Origin of the sequence: Achromobacter sp. RTa (assembly GCF_000757485.1) — a bacterium.
Classification (GTDB): Bacteria; Pseudomonadota; Gammaproteobacteria; order Burkholderiales; family Burkholderiaceae_B; genus Achromobacter.
Map to the genome: position 1 here is coordinate 19,060 of NZ_JPYO01000027.1, position 17,004 is coordinate 36,063.

16 protein-coding genes are annotated in these 17,004 nt (G+C 66.3%); 7 read left to right on the forward strand and 9 right to left on the reverse strand.

The window, feature by feature from the left end; translation table 11 throughout:
* Positions 1-15: 15 nt before the first annotated feature.
* From gsiB to JL37_RS08195, 4 genes are all read right to left on the reverse strand, one after another.
* Positions 16-1,569, reverse strand: coding sequence for a glutathione ABC transporter substrate-binding protein GsiB (gsiB, locus tag JL37_RS08180; protein ID WP_043543235.1), 1,554 nt, complete (start codon positions 1,567-1,569; stop codon positions 16-18).
* Between the two features lie 66 nt (positions 1,570-1,635).
* Positions 1,636-3,516, reverse strand: coding sequence for a dipeptide ABC transporter ATP-binding protein (locus tag JL37_RS08185; RefSeq protein ID WP_043543237.1), 1,881 nt, complete (start codon positions 3,514-3,516; stop codon positions 1,636-1,638).
* Positions 3,517-3,566: 50 nt separating this feature from the next.
* Positions 3,567-4,547 (reverse strand): isoaspartyl peptidase/L-asparaginase family protein, encoded by a 981-nt coding sequence (locus JL37_RS08190; protein ID WP_043543239.1) that lies wholly within the window; start codon positions 4,545-4,547, stop codon positions 3,567-3,569.
* Complete coding sequence (locus JL37_RS08195) at positions 4,544-5,419, reverse strand: MurR/RpiR family transcriptional regulator (protein ID WP_043543240.1); 876 nt, start codon at positions 5,417-5,419, stop codon at positions 4,544-4,546. Before JL37_RS08195 ends, JL37_RS08190 begins: the two co-directional genes overlap by 4 nt.
* A 180-nt stretch (positions 5,420-5,599) precedes the next feature.
* On the opposite strand from JL37_RS08195, the gene JL37_RS08200 reads away from it, so the two are divergent.
* Positions 5,600-6,058 (forward strand): GNAT family N-acetyltransferase, encoded by a 459-nt coding sequence (locus tag JL37_RS08200; protein ID WP_043543821.1) that lies wholly within the window; start codon positions 5,600-5,602, stop codon positions 6,056-6,058.
* 137 nt (positions 6,059-6,195) lie between these two features.
* On the opposite strand, the gene JL37_RS08205 is transcribed toward JL37_RS08200, so the two are convergent.
* The 3 genes from JL37_RS08205 to JL37_RS08215 all read right to left on the reverse strand — a co-directional run bounded on the left by JL37_RS08205 (position 6,196) and on the right by JL37_RS08215 (position 8,205).
* Positions 6,196-6,846 carry a CoA transferase subunit B gene (locus JL37_RS08205; protein ID WP_043543242.1) on the reverse strand — a complete coding sequence of 217 codons (651 nt, stop codon included), beginning with the start codon at positions 6,844-6,846 and terminating at the stop codon, positions 6,196-6,198.
* Between the two features lie 11 nt (positions 6,847-6,857).
* Entirely contained in the window at positions 6,858-7,556 is a 699-nt protein-coding gene (locus JL37_RS08210; RefSeq protein ID WP_043543243.1) for a CoA transferase subunit A, read from the reverse strand.
* A gap of 199 nt (positions 7,557-7,755) precedes the next feature.
* Entirely contained in the window at positions 7,756-8,205 is a 450-nt protein-coding gene (locus tag JL37_RS08215) for a thioesterase family protein (RefSeq protein WP_043543245.1), read from the reverse strand.
* Positions 8,206-8,316: 111 nt separating this feature from the next.
* On the opposite strand from JL37_RS08215, the gene JL37_RS08220 reads away from it, so the two are divergent.
* From JL37_RS08220 to JL37_RS08245, 6 genes are all read left to right on the forward strand, one after another.
* The gene (locus tag JL37_RS08220) at positions 8,317-9,963 is read left to right on the forward strand and encodes an electron transfer flavoprotein-ubiquinone oxidoreductase (protein ID WP_043543248.1); all 1,647 of its coding nucleotides are present in this window, start codon (positions 8,317-8,319) and stop codon (positions 9,961-9,963) included.
* Positions 9,964-10,041: 78 nt separating this feature from the next.
* Positions 10,042-10,905, forward strand: a complete 864-nt coding sequence (locus tag JL37_RS08225; protein ID WP_043543249.1) for an NAD-dependent epimerase/dehydratase family protein — start codon at positions 10,042-10,044, stop codon at positions 10,903-10,905.
* Between the two features lie 72 nt (positions 10,906-10,977).
* Positions 10,978-12,081 (forward strand): cytochrome P450, encoded by a 1,104-nt coding sequence (locus tag JL37_RS08230; RefSeq protein WP_043543250.1) that lies wholly within the window; start codon positions 10,978-10,980, stop codon positions 12,079-12,081.
* Entirely contained in the window at positions 12,078-12,422 is a 345-nt protein-coding gene (locus JL37_RS08235; RefSeq protein ID WP_043543252.1) for an antibiotic biosynthesis monooxygenase, read from the forward strand. The genes JL37_RS08230 and JL37_RS08235 overlap by 4 nt, the downstream gene beginning before the upstream one ends.
* A 165-nt stretch (positions 12,423-12,587) precedes the next feature.
* Complete coding sequence (locus JL37_RS08240) at positions 12,588-13,472, forward strand: GntR family transcriptional regulator (RefSeq protein ID WP_043543254.1); 885 nt, start codon at positions 12,588-12,590, stop codon at positions 13,470-13,472.
* A gap of 123 nt (positions 13,473-13,595) precedes the next feature.
* Positions 13,596-14,912 (forward strand): aspartate aminotransferase family protein, encoded by a 1,317-nt coding sequence (locus JL37_RS08245; RefSeq protein WP_197064584.1) that lies wholly within the window; start codon positions 13,596-13,598, stop codon positions 14,910-14,912.
* Positions 14,913-14,967: 55 nt separating this feature from the next.
* Here the strand turns inward: JL37_RS08245 and ltaE are convergent, their stop codons facing one another.
* Both ltaE and JL37_RS08255 read right to left on the reverse strand, forming a co-directional pair.
* Positions 14,968-15,990 carry a low-specificity L-threonine aldolase gene (ltaE, locus tag JL37_RS08250; protein ID WP_043543255.1) on the reverse strand — a complete coding sequence of 341 codons (1,023 nt, stop codon included), beginning with the start codon at positions 15,988-15,990 and terminating at the stop codon, positions 14,968-14,970.
* 39 nt (positions 15,991-16,029) lie between these two features.
* Positions 16,030-16,878, reverse strand: coding sequence for a DMT family transporter (locus JL37_RS08255; RefSeq protein ID WP_043543257.1), 849 nt, complete (start codon positions 16,876-16,878; stop codon positions 16,030-16,032).
* Between the last annotated feature and the right edge of the window lie 126 nt (positions 16,879-17,004).

The window sequence follows — 17,004 nt, forward strand, 5'->3', positions numbered from 1 at the left end:
GGGTTGCTGCTAGGTTTACTGCTTCAGGTCGATGTCGCCGAACCAGAACGAGGTGTCCGGTTCAACGTAGACGCCCGACAGGTTCTTCGACTTCACGTACAGGTTGTTCTGGGTAACCAGGAAGGCCCACGGGGCATCCTTCCAGATCGTTTCCTGGACGTTCTTGTAGATTTCCGTCTTCTTGGCGCGATCCGTCGTGGCCAGGGCCTGCTGGATGCCGTCGTCGACCGACTTGTTCGAGTAGTACGACACGTTGTTCAGCACCGGCGGGAAAGCGGCGGTGGTCAGCAACGGACGCAGGCCCCAGTCGGCTTCGCCGGTCGAGGACGACCAGCCGGCGTAGTACATGCGGACCTTGGCGTCTTCAGGCTTCTGCACCTGCTGGACGCGCTGGACGCGCTGGCCCGATTCCAGCACTTCGACCGACACCTTGATGCCGACCTGGGCCAGCTGCTGCTGCAGGAACTGGACGACCTTCACCGAGGTGCCGTCGTTATAGGCGGACCACAGCTGGCTCTCGAAGCCGTTGGGGTAGCCGGCTTCGGCCAGCAGGGCCTTGGCCTTCTTGATGTCGTACGGCCACGGACCCGTCTTGTGGGCGAAGTCCACGCCTTGCGGCACGACGCCGTCGACGATGGTGGCGTAGCCCGAGAAGGCGACCTTGGCCAGGGCTTCCTTGTTGATGGCGTAGTTGATGGCTTCGCGCACCTTGACGTTGTCGAACGGCTTCTGCTGCGTGTTCATCGACAGATAGCGGGCCATGATCGAGTTCTTGTGGTCGACCACGTCCAGCTTGTCGTTCTTCTGCAGCACGGCGGCCTGCTCGAACGGCACCGGGAAGGCGAACTGCGCCTCGCCCGTCTGCACCACGGCGGCGCGGGTGTTGTTGTCCGTCACGGTACGGAAGGTCAGGGTGTCGACCTTGGGGTAGCCCTTCTTCCAGTAGCCGTCGAACTTCTTGACCTTCAGGTACTCGGCCGGCTTCCATTCGACGAATTCGAAGGGACCGGTGCCCACGGGGTGGAAGCCGATTTCCTTGCCGTACTTGGCCAGCGCGGCGGGCGAGATCATCATGGCGGCCGGGTGGGCCAGCGCGTTGATGAAGGCCGAGAACGGCTTCTTCAGCGTGATCTTGACGGTCATCGGATCGACCACTTCGGTCTTTTCGATGACGCTGAACTGGATGTAGCGCGACAGGCGGTTATCCGGATTGGCCGGGCGGTCGAAGTTGATCTTGACGGCTTCGGCGTTGAAATCGGTGCCGTCGTGGAACTTCACGCCGGGACGCAGCTTGAACGTGTAGACCAGGCCGTCTTCGCTGACGGTGTAATCGGTGGCCAGCACCTTCTGGACCTTCAGGTCCTTGTCGAATTCGAACAGGCCTTCGTAGTAGGCCTTGCCGGCCGCCTGGTTCAGGGTGCTGTTGGTGTTGTACGGATCGAGCGTTTCCAGCGCGATGGAGACGGCGAACGTCACGTCCTTGGCAGCGTGCGCCAGCGGCGAGCTGAGCATGCCGAAGGCCACCGCGGCGGCGGCCATCAGCTTGGTGGGGCGCAGAACTTTCATCATTGCAACTCCTGGTTCCAGATAGGAATTAGGGGGTTTGGTGGAAGAAAAACAAGTACGACAACTGACTCAATACGCTCCGCCGACCGGATGCCGGGCGACGAAGTGATCCGCTCCGACCTGCACCAGCGGCTGCACCACCGGCTCGTCGCCCAGCTTGCGGATCGGGCTTGGGATTTCATCGGACAACAAGGTGCGCTTCAGGTGGCGGCGCGCCGGATCGGCGATCGGCACGGCCGACATCAGCTTCTTCGTGTACGGATGCTGCGGATTCTCGAAAATGGCGCGGCGCGGGCCGATCTCGACGATCTGGCCCAGGTACATGACGGCCACTCGATGGCTGACGCGTTCCACGACGGCCATGTCGTGCGAAATGAACAGGAACGAAATGCCCATGTCGCGCTGCAGGTCGATCAGCAGGTTCACGATCTGCGCCTGGATCGACACATCCAGCGCGGACACGGATTCGTCCGCGATCACGACTTTCGGATTCAGGGCCAGGGCGCGCGCAATGCAGATGCGCTGGCGCTGGCCGCCGGAGAATTCATGCGGATAGCGCTGCGCCATTTCGGCCGGCAGGCCCACGCGCTCCAGCAGCTCGGCGACGCGGCGCTCGGCGTCGCGGCCCTTGGCCACGCCGTGCACCAGCAGCGGCTCCATGATGGAGAAGCCCACGGTCACGCGCGGGTCGAGCGAGGCAAAGGGATCCTGGAACACGAACTGGATATCGCGGCGCAGGGACTGCAACTCGTTGTTCTTCAGGCGCACGATGTCGCGTCCGCCGAAGCGGATCTCGCCGCCCTGGCTGTCCACCAGGCGCAGCAGCGAGCGGCCCGTCGTGGACTTGCCGCAACCGGATTCGCCCACGAGCGACAGCGTTTCGCCGGGATACAGGTCGAAGCTGACCCGCTCCACGGCGTGCACGCGGCGCTGCACCCGGCTCATGATGCCGCCGCGCAGATCGAAACGGGTAACGAGATCGCGCACGCTCAGGATGGGTTCGCGCTTGCCCTCGGCCTGCGGCGCGCTGGGAGCAGGCGTCTCGGCCTGCTGGGCCTGCCCGTCCACCTGCAGCAGCGGGAACCGCGCCGGCAGGTCGGTGCCCTGCATCGCGCCCAGTTTCGGCACGGCCGACAGCAGCGCCTTGGTGTAGCGGTGCTGCGGGGCGGCGAACACCTGGTCCGACGGGCCTTCCTCGACCTTGTCGCCGCGGTACATGACCAGCACACGGTCCGCCACCTCGGCGACCACGCCCATGTCGTGGGTGATGAACACCACGCCCATGTGCATTTCTTCCTGCAGTTGGCGGATCAGTTGCAGGATCTGAGCCTGGATGGTGACGTCCAGCGCGGTGGTCGGTTCGTCCGCGATCAGAAGGGCCGGCTTGCAGGCCAGCGCCATGGCGATCATGACGCGCTGGCGCATCCCGCCCGACAATTGGTGCGGATAGCGGTCCAGCACCGATTTCGCTTCCGGAATGCGCACCTGTTCCAGCATGCGCAACGCTTCGGCCCGAGCGGACGCCGCGTCCTTGCCCTGGTGCTGGCGGATCGATTCGGCGATCTGGTCGCCGGCCGTGAACACCGGGTTCAAGGAGGTCATCGGCTCCTGGAAAATCATGGCCATGTCCGCGCCGCGCACATTGCGCATGACGCGCTGGCTGGATCCGGCCAGGTCGATCACGGAACCGTTGCGTCGGCGCAGGGCCATGCTGCCCTGGGCGATGCGGCCGCCGCCATGCTCCACCAGCCGCATGAGCGCCAGCGACGTCACCGACTTGCCCGAACCCGATTCGCCCACGATGGCCAGGGTCTCGCCCCGGTCCACATGGAACGACAGATTGCGCACGGCTTCGACCGTGCGCTCGGATCCCACAAAGCGCACCGTCAGGTCGTCGACCTGGACCACGCGGTTATCCGGCAGCGCCAGGCTGCTTGCGCGATCAACCATCTTTATTCAATCCCTAAAATTAAAAAATCCCGCTACCGGTCCGCCAGGCTTCAGCGGTAGATCGCGGTGACCGGCTTCTCGCCAACGCGGGCATAGCCCCGGTACATGCCTTCCGTGTTGAACGGCAAGGCCACATTGCCCTGGGCGTCGACGGCCACCAGGCCGCCCTTGCCGCCGATGGTGGGCAGTTTTTCCATGACGACGCGGTCCGCGGCCGCCTCCAGCGACGCGCCGCAGTACTCCATCTGCGCCGCCACGTCATAGGCCGCGACCATGCGGATGAACATCTCGCCAGTGCCCGTCGTGGACACCGCGCAGGTCTTGTTGCTGGCATAGGTGCCGGCGCCGATCAGCGGCGCGTCGCCCACGCGGCCGACCTGCTTGTTGGTGATGCCGCCGGTCGAGGTGGCCGCGGCCAGGTTGCCCTGGGCGTCGACCGCCACGGCGCCCACCGTGCCGAACTTCTTGTCGGCATCCAGCGGATCCGCCGGCGCGGGCTGGCCGCGCGCGACCATGGCCTGGCCGTCGTGATCCAGCACGGCGGCTTCCGGCGTCTCGCGTTGCACGCGCAGCAGCTGCTCGCGGCGGGCTTCGGTGGAAAAGTACGAAGGATCGACCAGCTCCACGCCCTCTTGCGCGGCGAACGCCTCGGCGCCCTCGCCCACGAAGAAGACGTGCTTGCTGTTCTCCATGACCTTGCGCGCGGCGAAAACCGGATTGCGCACGCGATGCACGTTGGCGATCGCGCCCGAACGCAGCGTGGCCCCGTCCATGATGGCGGCATCCAGCTCGTGCGTGGCCGCGCTGGTGAACACGGCGCCGTGGCCGGCGTTGAACAGGGGGCAATCCTCCAGCAGGCGGACGGCTTCGGTCACGGCGTCCAGGGCGCTGCCGCCCTGGGCCAGCACGGCCTGGCCGGCGGCCAGGATGGACTCCAGCGCGCTCAGGTATTCCTGCTCTTTTTCGGGCGACATGGCCGCGCGGGACATTGCGCCGGCGCCACCGTGAATGGCGATCACGGGTTGAATCATCGTTTACCTACTCCATGGATGAGCCACGGCATGACGGACTGGGTCACCCCAGCGGCGGCCGCGACGGAATTCTTGGCCCGATAGGCCACCGCCGCGGAAAGGGCTTCGATCAGCCCCAGGGCGGCGGTTTCGGAATTGGGACTCAGCTGGCGCGCCGAGAACGCATACAGCACCACGGAAGCCGTGGGCGCCAACGGCGAGGTGGGCTTGTCGGTCAGCACCAGGACCGGCACGCCGGCCTGCTTGGCGGCGCCGGCCAGGGTGACGGTGTCGGCAAGGTAGCGGGGAAAGCCGATGGCGATCACCAGGTCCTTGCCCGTCATGCGCGACATCTGGCGCGCCGCATGCGATACGCCTCCGGGTCCGGCCAGCGACTCGACCGAGTGCAGATGCATGCACAGGCCGCGTTGCAGCAGGCCCGCCAGGAAACCGCTGGCGCCAAAGCCAATGATGAAGACGCGTTCCGCGGCCAGGATGGCGGCCACCGCCTGCTCACAGGCGACGGCGTCCAGGGACTGCAGATTGCGCTGCGCATTGCGGATGTCCTCTTCCAGCGTGGCGGCGAAAATCTGCACGGCGCTGGCGGAATGGGCCAGTTCCGTGCGCAGCTTTTCCACTGGCTCCAGGGCGGCCTCGAAGCCGCGCGCCAGCTCGGCGCGGAATTGCGGATAGCCCGGCAGGTCCAGGGCCCGCGCGAAGCGGTTCGCCGTGGCGACCGACACCCCCACGGCCGCCGCGAACTCATCGATGGTCATGGTCGCCACCCGGAATTGGTGCGCCAGGACGTAGTCGGCCATCTTGTGCTGGGTGCGGCTCAGCGCGGGCTGGGCCCGGGCGATCCGATCAGCGATCGTAAGTGCGGCCTTGTTCATCGAAGATAGGGGGAGGTGTAGCTGAGGTTTGTGTAAATTCGTTTACACGCAAATTTTAGAGAAGAAAATAGATTTTCATACTAAGGGTATACCCGTGAAGTGATGTAACAGTGCGCCGGCAAGAAAATGGGGCCGGTCTGCGGTACCCTGATCGCCCTTCCCTATTTAGCGCTTTCCGCCATGCCCGCCTGGACCTGCAAATTGCACGCCGAACTGACGCCGACCGAGCTCTACGCCATCCTGCGCCTGCGCTCGGAAGTTTTCGTGGTCGAACAGAACTGCGTATTTCTCGACATGGACGGCAAGGACCTGGAAGGCCGGACCGAACATCTGATGGCCTGGAAGAACGGCGCGCTGCTCGCCTACTGCCGGCTGCTGGAACCGGCCCTGAACGAAGGCAAGGCCATCATCGGCCGCGTGATCACCGCCCCCGCCGCCCGCGGCACGGGGCTGGGCCACGAGCTGATGCGCCGCGCCAAGGCCGAGGTCGAGCGCTTATGGCCTGGCGAGCCCGTGTATCTGGGCGCGCAGGCGCGGCTGCGGGGGTACTACGCCGGACACGGCTTCGTGCCAGTCACCGATGAGTACATGGAGGACGGCATCCCGCATATCGGAATGCTGCTGTCGAAATCGGCCTGACGGCGGCAGGGCCGCCACCCGACTGAAAACAAAAACGCCCCTTGCGGGGCGTCGAGCATCGCAGGATGGGTGCAGCGCGAAGGGCTTTGGGCAAAGGCCCCGCCGCCGGTCGCGCGCAACTCATCAACAGCGCAGCATCACAAGCCGGAGACGTCCAGCTTGGCCAGCGTCTTGGACTGGATTTCGTCCACCGTCACGCCAGGCGCCGTTTCCAGCAGCTTCAGGCCGTTTTCGGTGACTTCCATCACGCCCAGGTCGGTGATGATCAGGTTGACCACGCCCACACCGGTGAGCGGCAGCGAGCACTCGGGCAGCAGCTTGATATCTTCGGTGCCGTCCTTCTTCTTGGCCACGTGCTCCATCAGGACCACGACGCGGCCCACGCCAGCCACCAGGTCCATGGCGCCGCCCATGCCCTTGACCATCTTGCCCGGGATCATCCAGTTGGCCAGGTCGCCTTTTTCGGAGACCTGCATCGCGCCAAGAATGGCCAGGTTGATCTTGCCGCCGCGGATCATCGCGAACGAATCGGCCGAGGAGAAGATGGAGGACCCGGGCAGGGTCGTCACCGTCTGCTTGCCGGCGTTGATCAGGTCTGCGTCGACCTCGTCGTCGGTGGGGAACGGGCCGATGCCCAGCAGGCCGTTTTCGGATTGCAGCCACACTTCCACGCCCTTGGGCACGTGGTTGGCCACCAGGGTCGGCAAGCCGATGCCCAGGTTCACGTAAAAACCGTCTTGCAGTTCGCGCGCGGCGCGAGCCGCCATTTCATCGCGGGACCATGCCATGTCTGTTCTCCTTAGGCCGGGCGAGTGGTGCGTTGTTCGATGCGCTTTTCGGGCGTGGCGTTCAGCACGATCCGTTGCACATAGATGCCGGGCAGGTGGATCTGGTCGGGATCCAGGCTGCCGGTCTCAACGATTTCCTCGACTTCGACCACCGTCAGCTTGCCCGCCATGGCGACGTTCGGGTTGAAGTTGCGGGCCGTCTTGCGGAACACCAGGTTGCCGCTGCGGTCGGCGATGTGCGCCTTGACCAGCGACACGTCGGGCACCAGCGAACGCTCCATCACGTATTGCTGGCCGTCGAATTCACGGATTTCCTTGCCGTCGGCCACGATCGTGCCCACGCCGGTGCGCGTGAAAAACGCCGGGATGCCCGCGCCGCCTGCGCGCAGCTTTTCGGCCAGCGTGCCCTGCGGCGTGAATTCGAGCTCGAGCTCGCCCGACAGGTACTGGCGCTCGAATTCCTTGTTCTCGCCCACGTAGGACGCGATCATCTTGCGGACCTGGCGCGTGTTGAGCAGCTGGCCCAGGCCGAAGCCGTCCACGCCCGCATTGTTGCTGATGCAGGTAAGGTCCTTCACGCCCGAATCGCGCAACGCGGCGATCAGGGCTTCGGGAATACCGCAAAGGCCGAAACCGCCCACGGCGATCATCTGACCGTCCTTGACGATGCCTGCCAGCGCCTCCTTGGCGCTTGCATAAACCTTGTCCATCGCTCCAACTCCTAGTTAAGGTCGAACTGAAGAGAGCCTGTCCCGCCGCTAGCGCGCAACCGTCCCGCGCGGGGATCGAAAAAATCGGGATAGGCCCTGTTTTTTCTATTGCTTTTGTAATCTTGCGCTAGATTTTACCGGCATGCCCGGCCAACGCACGCCCTATTTTGCCGGCATCGCGCCTTGCGGCCCGGGTGGCTCAGGCCGCGGGGCTGAACAGCGCGCCAAGCTGCGCCAGCACTTCCGGCGGCCATGGGGCGGACGCATTGGCCACGTAGTCCATCCAGACTAGCACGTTGCGCCCGCGGGCATAGGGGCCTCCGGCGTCGCCGGCCTTCTCCAGCAGCAGCTCGAATTCCGCGCTGGAACGGCCGATGCGGGTGACCTTGTGCGTGACGCGCACGTTTGCGGGATAGGTCAGGGGACGCAGGAAATCGCAGGATGCGTGGGCCAGGATGGGGCCCGCATCCGCCGGCAGCTCGAAGCCGGCCTGGTAGAGGATCTGCATCCGGGCCTCTTCCATGAGGCGGAAATACAGCGTGTTGTTGAGATGGTTCAAAGCGTCCGAATCGCCCCAACGCAAAGGCAATTCCGTTTCGTGGGTATCGCCTACCGCAAGAATCCGTGCAGACAGGTTGTCCGGGTTCACCAATAGCTCCTGATGGCTGAATGAAATACGAAGGCGGGCAAGGCTCCGCCTGCAATACAATCGTCGATAATACTTCCAGCCATATATGGAACACATACGGGGAGCTTTGCAATGTCTGAACGCGAGTCGATGGAATATGACGTGGTCGTGGTTGGCGGTGGACCCGCCGGCCTGGCCACCGCAATCCGTCTTAAGCAGCTGGCCGCTGAGAAGAATCAGGAAATCGGCGTCTGCGTGCTTGAAAAGGGCGCGGAACTGGGTGCGCACATCCTGTCCGGCGCCGTCATGGACCCGCTGGCGCTGACCGAACTCATCCCCGACTGGAAGGAAAAAGGCGCGCCGCTGAACGTGCCCGTCACGCAAGACAAGTTCCTGTTCCTGTCCGAGACCGGCGCGCGCGGCACGCCCAACTGGCTGCTGCCGCCCTGTTTCCACAACGAGGGCAACTACATCGTCCGCCTGGGCGACGTCGTGAAATGGATGGGCGAGCAGGCCGAAGCGCTGGGCGTGGACATCTTCCCCGGCTTTGCCGCCGTGGAAGTCCTGTACGACGAGAACGGCGCCGTCCGCGGCGTGGCCACCGGCGACATGGGCGTGGCCCGCGACGGCAGCCACACCGACCACTACCAGCCCGGCATGGAGCTGCATGCCCGCTACACGGTGTTCGCCGAAGGCGCACGCGGCCAGCTGGGCCGCCAGCTGATCGAACGCTACAAGCTCGATGACGGCCGCGACCCGCAGTCCTACGGCATCGGCATCAAGGAAATGTGGGAAGTGGACCCGGCCCAGTCCAAGCCCGGCCTGGTCATCCACACGGCCGGCTGGCCGCTGGATTCCGATACCTACGGCGGCTCCTTCCTCTATCACCTGGACAACAACCTGGTAGCGGTGGGCATGATCGTCGGGCTGGACTACGCCAACCCATGGCTGTCGCCGTTCGACGAATTCCAGCGCTACAAGACGCACCCCGCCATCCGCGGCACCTTCGAAGGCGGCAAGCGCATCGCCTACGGCGCGCGCGCCATCACGGCCGGCGGCCTGCTCTCGCTGCCCAAGCTGACCTTCCCCGGCGGCGCGCTGGTCGGCTGTGAGGCCGGTTTCCTGAATGCTTCCCGCATCAAGGGCAGCCACGCGGCCATCAAGTCGGGCAAGCTGGCGGCCGAAGCCACCTTCGACGCCCTGGTCGCCGACCGCCGCCAGGACGAGCTCTCCGCCTACCCGCAGGCATTCGAGGCGTCCTGGCTGCATGCCGAGTTGAACAAGGCGCGCAACTTCAAGCAGTGGTTCAAGAAGGGCCGCACCATCGCGACCGTGATGACCGGCGTCGAGCAACTGCTGTTCAAGGGCAAGATGCCCTGGACCCTGCGCCACAGCAAGCCCGATCACGCCTGCCTGCAACCGGCGTCGCAATGCGCGCGCATCGACTATCCCAAACCGGACGGCAAGCTCACCTTCGACAAGCTCAGCTCGGTTTTCATCTCGAACACCAACCACGACGAGAACGAACCCGTCCACCTGACGCTGAAGGACCCCAGCATTCCCGTGCAGGTCAACCTGGCCAAGTACGGCGGGCCGGAGTCGCGCTATTGCCCCGCGGGCGTGTACGAATTCGTCAAGGACGACCACGGCGAGGACCGCCTGCAGATCAACGCGCAGAACTGCGTGCACTGCAAGACCTGCGACATCAAGGATCCGACCCAGAATATCGTCTGGGTGGCCCCGCAAGGCGGCGAAGGCCCCGTCTACAGCGGCATGTAAAGCAGCCGGACGCCCAGCGCGCCCGGTCACCGAAGGCGCCCCGCGGGGCGCCTTTTTTTCGACGAGCAGGACTATTCCATGACCGAACGCGTACTCCTCATCGGCTGCGGCGACCTGGGCCAGCGGGTGGCTCGGCGCTTCCTGGCGCGCGGCGACGAAGTCCTGGCCCTGCGCCGCAATCCGCCGGCCGACGGCCCGCAGGGCATCCGCTGGCTGCGCGGCGACATCTCCCGCCCCGACGGGCTGCCCGCGCTGCCCCAGGGCGTGACGCGCCTGATCCACCTGCCCGCGCCCGGCGCGCGCGCCCCCGCCGCCTACCGCGCCGTCTTCATCGACGGCCTGGCCAACGTGCTCGACGCGCTGGACACGTCGCGGCTCGAACGCGTCGTGTTCGTCTCGTCCAGCGCCGTCTACGGCGAGCACGATGGTCACTGGGTCACCGAAGACACGCCGCCCTCTCCCCTGGGCGCCAATGGCCGACTGCTGCTGGAGGCCGAGGCCGCGCTGGCGGCCCGTCGCCTGCCGTCCACCGCATTGCGGCTGGCGGGCCTGTACGGCCCCGGCCGGTTGCAGCTGATCGAGCGGTTGCGCAACGGCGCGGCCGGCGCGCCGACCCAGCCCGAGCATTGGGCCAACCGCATGCACATCGACGACGCGGCCGCCGCCGTGGTCCATCTGGCGTTGCTGCCCGAGGTGGCGCCGGTGTACATCGGCTGCGACGATACGCCCCTGCCCCTGCACGCGCTGTATGCCGAACTGGCCCGGCTGGCCGGCGCGCCCTCGCCGCGCGTGGCGCCAGCGCCCGCGAACGTCGGCAGCAAGAAGCTCAGCAATGCCCGGCTGCGCGCCAGCGGATTCACGCTGCAATGGCCGGATTCTCGCCAGGGCTACGCCGCGCTGCTCGCCGAGCGCGACGTCCAGGATGGCCCGCCGCAGTCATAGTTCGCCACGCGCCGAATCGTCGGCCGCGAACCTGCCTGATACTGGCGCCACCTCCACTGACGCCCCGCCGCCATGTATCCCGCCCATCCCCTGGACGCGGTCACGCATCCCGACCCCTATCCCTACTACGCCGCGCTGGCCCGCGGCGCGCCGCTGTATCGGGAGCCCGCGCTCGGGCTCTGGGTCGTCTGCCATCCCGACGCCATCCGCGCCGTCATGCGGCATCCGGCCGCGCGCGTACGCCCGCCCGACGCGCCGGTTCCCCCCGCCCTGTGCCCGGGCCCGGCAGGGACACTGTTCGGCCGCTTCGTGCGCATGAACGACAGCCTGCCGCACACGCAACTCAAAGGCTTGCTCACGGACTTCATACGCGAGCACAAACCTGGTCCAGAGACGATGGCCTGGCCCGAAACCGGAGCGCTCACGGCGAACGCCATCGACCGCTACCTCGCCGCGGCGCCGGTGCACGCCCAAGCCGCCTTCCTCGGCTTGCCGCCCAGCGTCTATGCCGACTGCGCGGCGGATATCGGCGCCTTCCTGTCGAGCTTGCCTGAAGTTTCCGCCGGTCCCAAGACTACAGCCGCACACGCCGCCGCCGAACGCCTGCAGGGCCGTCTGGAATCGCATCTACTGGCTCCGCAAGCCTCGCCGGCCTTGCGCAGGCTGAGCGAGGCCGGCATGCGCGCCAATCTGGCGCCGGCCCTGCTGGCCGCGAATCTCGCAGGCCTGCTGTTCCAATCCTGCGAGGCGGGCGCAGGCCTGCTGGGCAACGCGCTCGTCCTGGCAGGGCGCCGCGGCATACGCGGCGCGGTCTCGGACAGACAGGCCGAGGCACTGGTGGACGAGGCGCTGCGCAAGGACCCGCCAGTGCACAATACCCGGCGTTTTCTTGCCGCCGGCATGGAGATTTGCGGCCAGCGCATCGAAGCCGGCCAGACCGTGCTGCTGGTCCTGGCCGCCGCGGCCATGAGCGAGCCCGAGTCGCAATGGCCTTTCGGGGCGCTGGGACACGCCTGTCCCGGCGCCGAACTCGCCCGCCGCCACGCGGCCGCGGCGCTTGCGCATTTGCTGCGCACGGGCGCCGACACCGTATCGCTCGCGGCTCGCTTGCGCTACCGGCCGCTGCCCAGCGCGCGCGTTCCACAATTTGATTTCCCCAAGGAGCCATCCCAATGATCGCCGTGATATTCGAAGTCGAACCCGCCAACGGCAACCCTGAACCCTATCTTGCAATAGCCGCCGGCCTCATCGAGGAATTGAAGGCCATGGACGGCTTCATTTCGGTCGAGCGCTTCCAGAGCCTGAGCAATCCGGGCAAGCTGCTGTCGCTGTCATTCTGGCGGGATGAAGAGGCAGTCCGCGGCTGGCGTTCGCTGGAGTCGCACCGCCGCGCGCAGGAGGCCGGGCGCGGCGGCGTATTCGCGGGCTACCGCCTGCGAGTCGCCCAGGTGCTGCGTGACTATGGCATGCATGAACGTCAAGAAGCCCCCACGGACAGCCGCAAGCGGCACGGTTGAGGCAGGCCGTCTCGGTAGCGGCGGCGCGGGCGATCCTTATTTGTACTAACATACAAAAATAATCAATATAAGCACCTCCGACGCTCTCGCTCGCACGTCCCCCCGGCCCGCATCGCTCTCCGGTACCATTCCCACTCCCTCGCCACGCGCGCCGCTGCCCCGCCCATGTCCACCGCCGTCCCTGCCCGCCCCACTCCGCTGCAAGTCGACCTGGCTCGCCATATCGCGGAAGATATCGTGGCCGGACGTTACGCGCCGGGCGACCATCTCTCCGAGGAAGCGCTCGCGGCGAACTACGAAGTCTCGCGCACCCCGGTGCGCGGCGCGCTCAAGCTGTTGGCCGCGCAGGGGCTGATCATGCATCGCCCCAACAGCGGCTATACGGTGGCGGCGCACGGCGCCTCCGCGCTTCCGGCGATCGAAGGAGCCGGCCCCACCCAGGACGAACTGTACCGGCGCCTGATCAGCGATCGCGCCTCGCGCGCATTGCCTGACACGTTTACTGAAAGCGACCTGTTCCAGCGCTACCCCGCGCCGCGCAGCGTGCTGGCCAAAGCGCTGCTGCAGCTGTCGGCGGACGGCCTGATCGAAAAGCGCAAAGGCCACGGATGGCAGTTCGCGCCGTCGCTGGAAAACCGCGATGCGCTCAACGAAAGCTACCGTTTCCGCATGACGGTCGAATGCGCGGGGCTGCTGGAGCCCACGTTCCGCCTGGACCAAGAGGCCCTGGCGCGCATGCGCGCCGCGCACGAGGCGCTTGCCGCGCGCAGCGATGGCAGCGACATCTCGGCCGCGGAATTCTTCAATCTGAACGCCTCCTTCCACGAAATGCTGGCGCGCTTTTCGGGCAACCGCTACATCCTGCAGGCCGTGCAGCAGCAGAACCAACTGCGCCGGCTCGAGGAGCACCGCGCGTTCTACCATCTGGCGCAATACTCGAGCTCCAGCCGCGAACATCTGCAGATACTGGCCGCGATCGAAGACGGCGACCAGGAATGGGCCGCCCAGCTGATGCGGCAGCATCTGAAATCCGCGCTGCAACGCTCCTGATTCCCTGAGCCTTTCCCGCCGACCCGTACCCAGGTCTGGATTGTTTCAGTTCGGACTAGATTGTATTTTTTACTATGTTAGTACACAATAAGACGTCGTTCACAGTCCCAACAGGATCGTCTTATGTCGCCCCAGATGCCGAACTCCGAGGCTTATTGGCTGCCCTTTACGTCCAATCGCCGCTTCAAGCGCAACCCCGTGGTGTTCAGCGGCGCGCAGGATATGTACTACTTCCGCCCCGACGGCAGCGAGGTGCTCGACGGCATCGCGGGCTTGTGGTGCGTGAACGCCGGCCATGGCCGGCCGGAGATCGTGCGGGCCATTTCGCGCGCGGCGGCGGACCTCGATTACGCCTCCTCGTTCCAGATGAGCCATCCGCTCGCCCTGCGCTTCGCCGACGAGTTGATCCAGGCAGCGCCTGCCGGCTTTAGCCAGGTGTTCTTCTCGAACTCGGGTTCAGAGGCCGTGGACACCGCGCTCAAGATCGCGCTGGGCTACCATCGGGCGCGCGGCGACGGGCAGCGCGTGCGCCTGATCGGCCGCGAGCGCTCGTACCACGGCGTCGGTTTCGGCGGCCTGTCGGTCTCGGGCATCGCGGGCCATCGCAAGCCTTTCGGCAATCTGTTGCCCTTCGTCGATCACCTGCCCCATACCTATGACCGCGAAAAGATGGCCTACACCCGCGGCCAGCCCGAGTGGGGCGCGCACCTGGCCGACGCGCTGGAACGCATCGTGGCCTTGCACGACGCCTCGACCATCGCCGCGGTCATCGTCGAGCCCGTTGCGGGTTCTACGGGTGTGCTCGTGCCGCCTCGCGGCTACCTGCAGCTTCTGCGAGAAATCTGCGACAAGCACGGCATCCTGCTGATCTTCGACGAAGTCATCTGCGGATTCGGACGCATCGGCGGCGCGTACTCGGCTTCGTACTTCGACGTAATGCCGGACATCATCACCAGCGCCAAGGGGCTGACCAATGGCGCAATCCCGATGGGCGCCACGCTGGTGCGGGAGCACGTGTACGAAGCCTTCATGCAGGGGCCGGAGAGCGCCATCGAGCTATCGCATGGCTATACGTACTCGGGCCATCCGGTCGCGTGCGCAGCGGGCCTGGCCACGCTCGAGATCGCGCGGCGCGAGAACCTGTTCGAGCGGGCCGGCGAGCTATGGAAGGAATGGGAAGACGCCGCGCACTCGCTCAAAGGCGCCCCGCATGTGGTCGACGTGCGCAATATCGGCCTGCTGGCCGCGGTCGAGTTGGCCCCCGAGGAAGGCAAGCCCGGCCAGCGCGGCTATGCCGTGCACCAGGCCTGCCTGGAACGCGACTGCCTGATCCGTTCAGCCGGCGACACCATGCTGCTGTCGCCGCCACTCACGATCGAACGCCATCAGATGGACCGGCTCTTCTCGACGCTGTATGACGCGTTGCGATCCATGCCCTGACGCCTTCAGGCGCGCGACGCGGCGTTGAACCCGGCGCCGCGCGCTGCCGCTGCGCTCAACGCGGAGCGGTGGAGCAGTAGTCGGCCACGGCGCGCACCGCGCGGCGCACGTCGTCCGCGCTGATATCCAGGTGGGTCACCAGGCGCGTCGGCCCGCCGTACACCGCGCGCATCTTTATGTTCTGCGCGTCCAGCGCGGCGGTCAGTCCATCGCACAGCGCCGGCTCGACCTGGACGAACACCATGTTGGTATCCTGGCTCAGCACCTTGACGCCCGGAATGCCGCCCAACCCCTCGGCCAGCAAGCGCGCGTTCTCGTGATCCTCGGCCAGGCGCTCGACGTTGTGCTCCAGCGCATAGAGGCAGGCGGCGGCCAGCACTCCGGCCTGCCGCAAGCCTCCGCCGAGCATCTTGCGCCAACGGCGGGCGCGGGCGATGAGCTCGGCGCTGCCCACCAGGACGGAGCCCACCGGCGCGCCCAGCCCCTTCGAGAAGCAGATCGACACTGAATCGAAGGGACTGCACAGATCCGCCACCGGCTTGCCGCTGGCCACTGCCGCGTTGAACACGCGCGCGCCGTCCAGGTGCGTCGCCAGGCCGTGCTGGCGCGCCCAGTCCGTGGCCGCTTGCACATAGGAGGCCGGAATCAGCTTGCCGTGGAAGGTGTTTTCCAGGGCAAGCAGCCGGGTGCGGGCGAAGTGCGGATCTCCCTCGGGCTTGAGCGCCGCGTCCAGCTTTTCCAGCGGCAGCGATCCGTCTTCGGCGTGCTCGATCGGCTGGGGCTGGATGCTGCCCAGCACGGCCGCCCCGCCGCCTTCGTATTTGTAGGTGTGCGCCAGTTGCCCCACCAGGTATTCGTCGCCCCGGCCGCAATGCGCCATCAGCGCCCCCAGATTGCTTTGCGTGCCGGAGGGAAAGAACAGGCCGGCCGCCTTGCCGGCGCGCTCGGCAACCGCCTCCTGCAGGCGGATCACGGTGGGGTCGTCGCCCATCACGTCATCGCCCAGAGGCGCGGCTACCATCGCCTGCAGCATGGCCGCGGAGGGCCGGGTAACGGTGTCGCTACGCAGATCGATCATGGAAAATCCTTGGATGGAAAACGGAATTCGGAACGCCGCTCATTCGGCGCGCGGCGCTGGCGCGGCGCGGCTCACGACCCAGATGCCGGCGAGGATCAAGGTCATGCCGCCCAGTTCGACCGGAGTGGGCCGTTCGGCCAGCAGCGCCCAGGCAAACAGCATGGCCACGACAGGCACGCCCAGGCTCGACAGGCCCGCGATGGACGCGGGCACACGGCGCACGACCTGCAGCCACAGCAGCCAGCCGGCCGCCGTCGCGATCAGCACGATGTAGGTCATGCCGGTCCAGAGTTGCCAGCCCCACTGCGCGGGTATCTGCGGCACCAGCAAGGCCGCGGGCACGACCGCCAGGCCGCCGAACAGCATCTGCCATGCGGTGAAAGTCATGACGTCCGGCGAGTGCCGCTCGAACATGCGCTTGGACAGCACCGTGCCCACGCCCCAGCTCAAGCCGCTGCCCAGCCCAAGCAATACGGGGCGGATGTCGCCCAGGCCGTTCCATGGCTCCACGAAACAGATCAGGCCGACGGCGGCCAGGCCGATGCCGAATCCGTGCCTTGCGGTAGGCCGTTCGCGCAGCAGCCACCACGCGAACAGGATCACCCAGAAGGGCATGGTGTAGGCCATGAGCGAAACCTTGCCCACCCCGCCCGTCACCAGCGCCGTCTGCACGAATCCCTGGAACCCGGCCGTCTGCGTCAGGCCGATCAGCAAAGTCAGTTTCCACGGCGGCATGGCCAGCGGACGGCGGGTCGCGAACGCCAGCGCGAACAGCACCAGGCTGCCGGCCACGTAGCGCAGCGCCACGAAATCGAACGGGCCGATATAAGGCACGATCAGTTTCATCGCGATCCAGCTGCCCGCCCAGACCAGGATGGTGCTGAACATGAGGGCTAGCCCCGCCCGATCGAAACTGCTGCTCACTTGTCTGGCTCCGTGGAACTGCGGAAAAGAAAAAGAAAAGGCGCCCGGGGCCGGCGGGTTGCCGGCGCGGGCGCCTGACATTATGCGCCT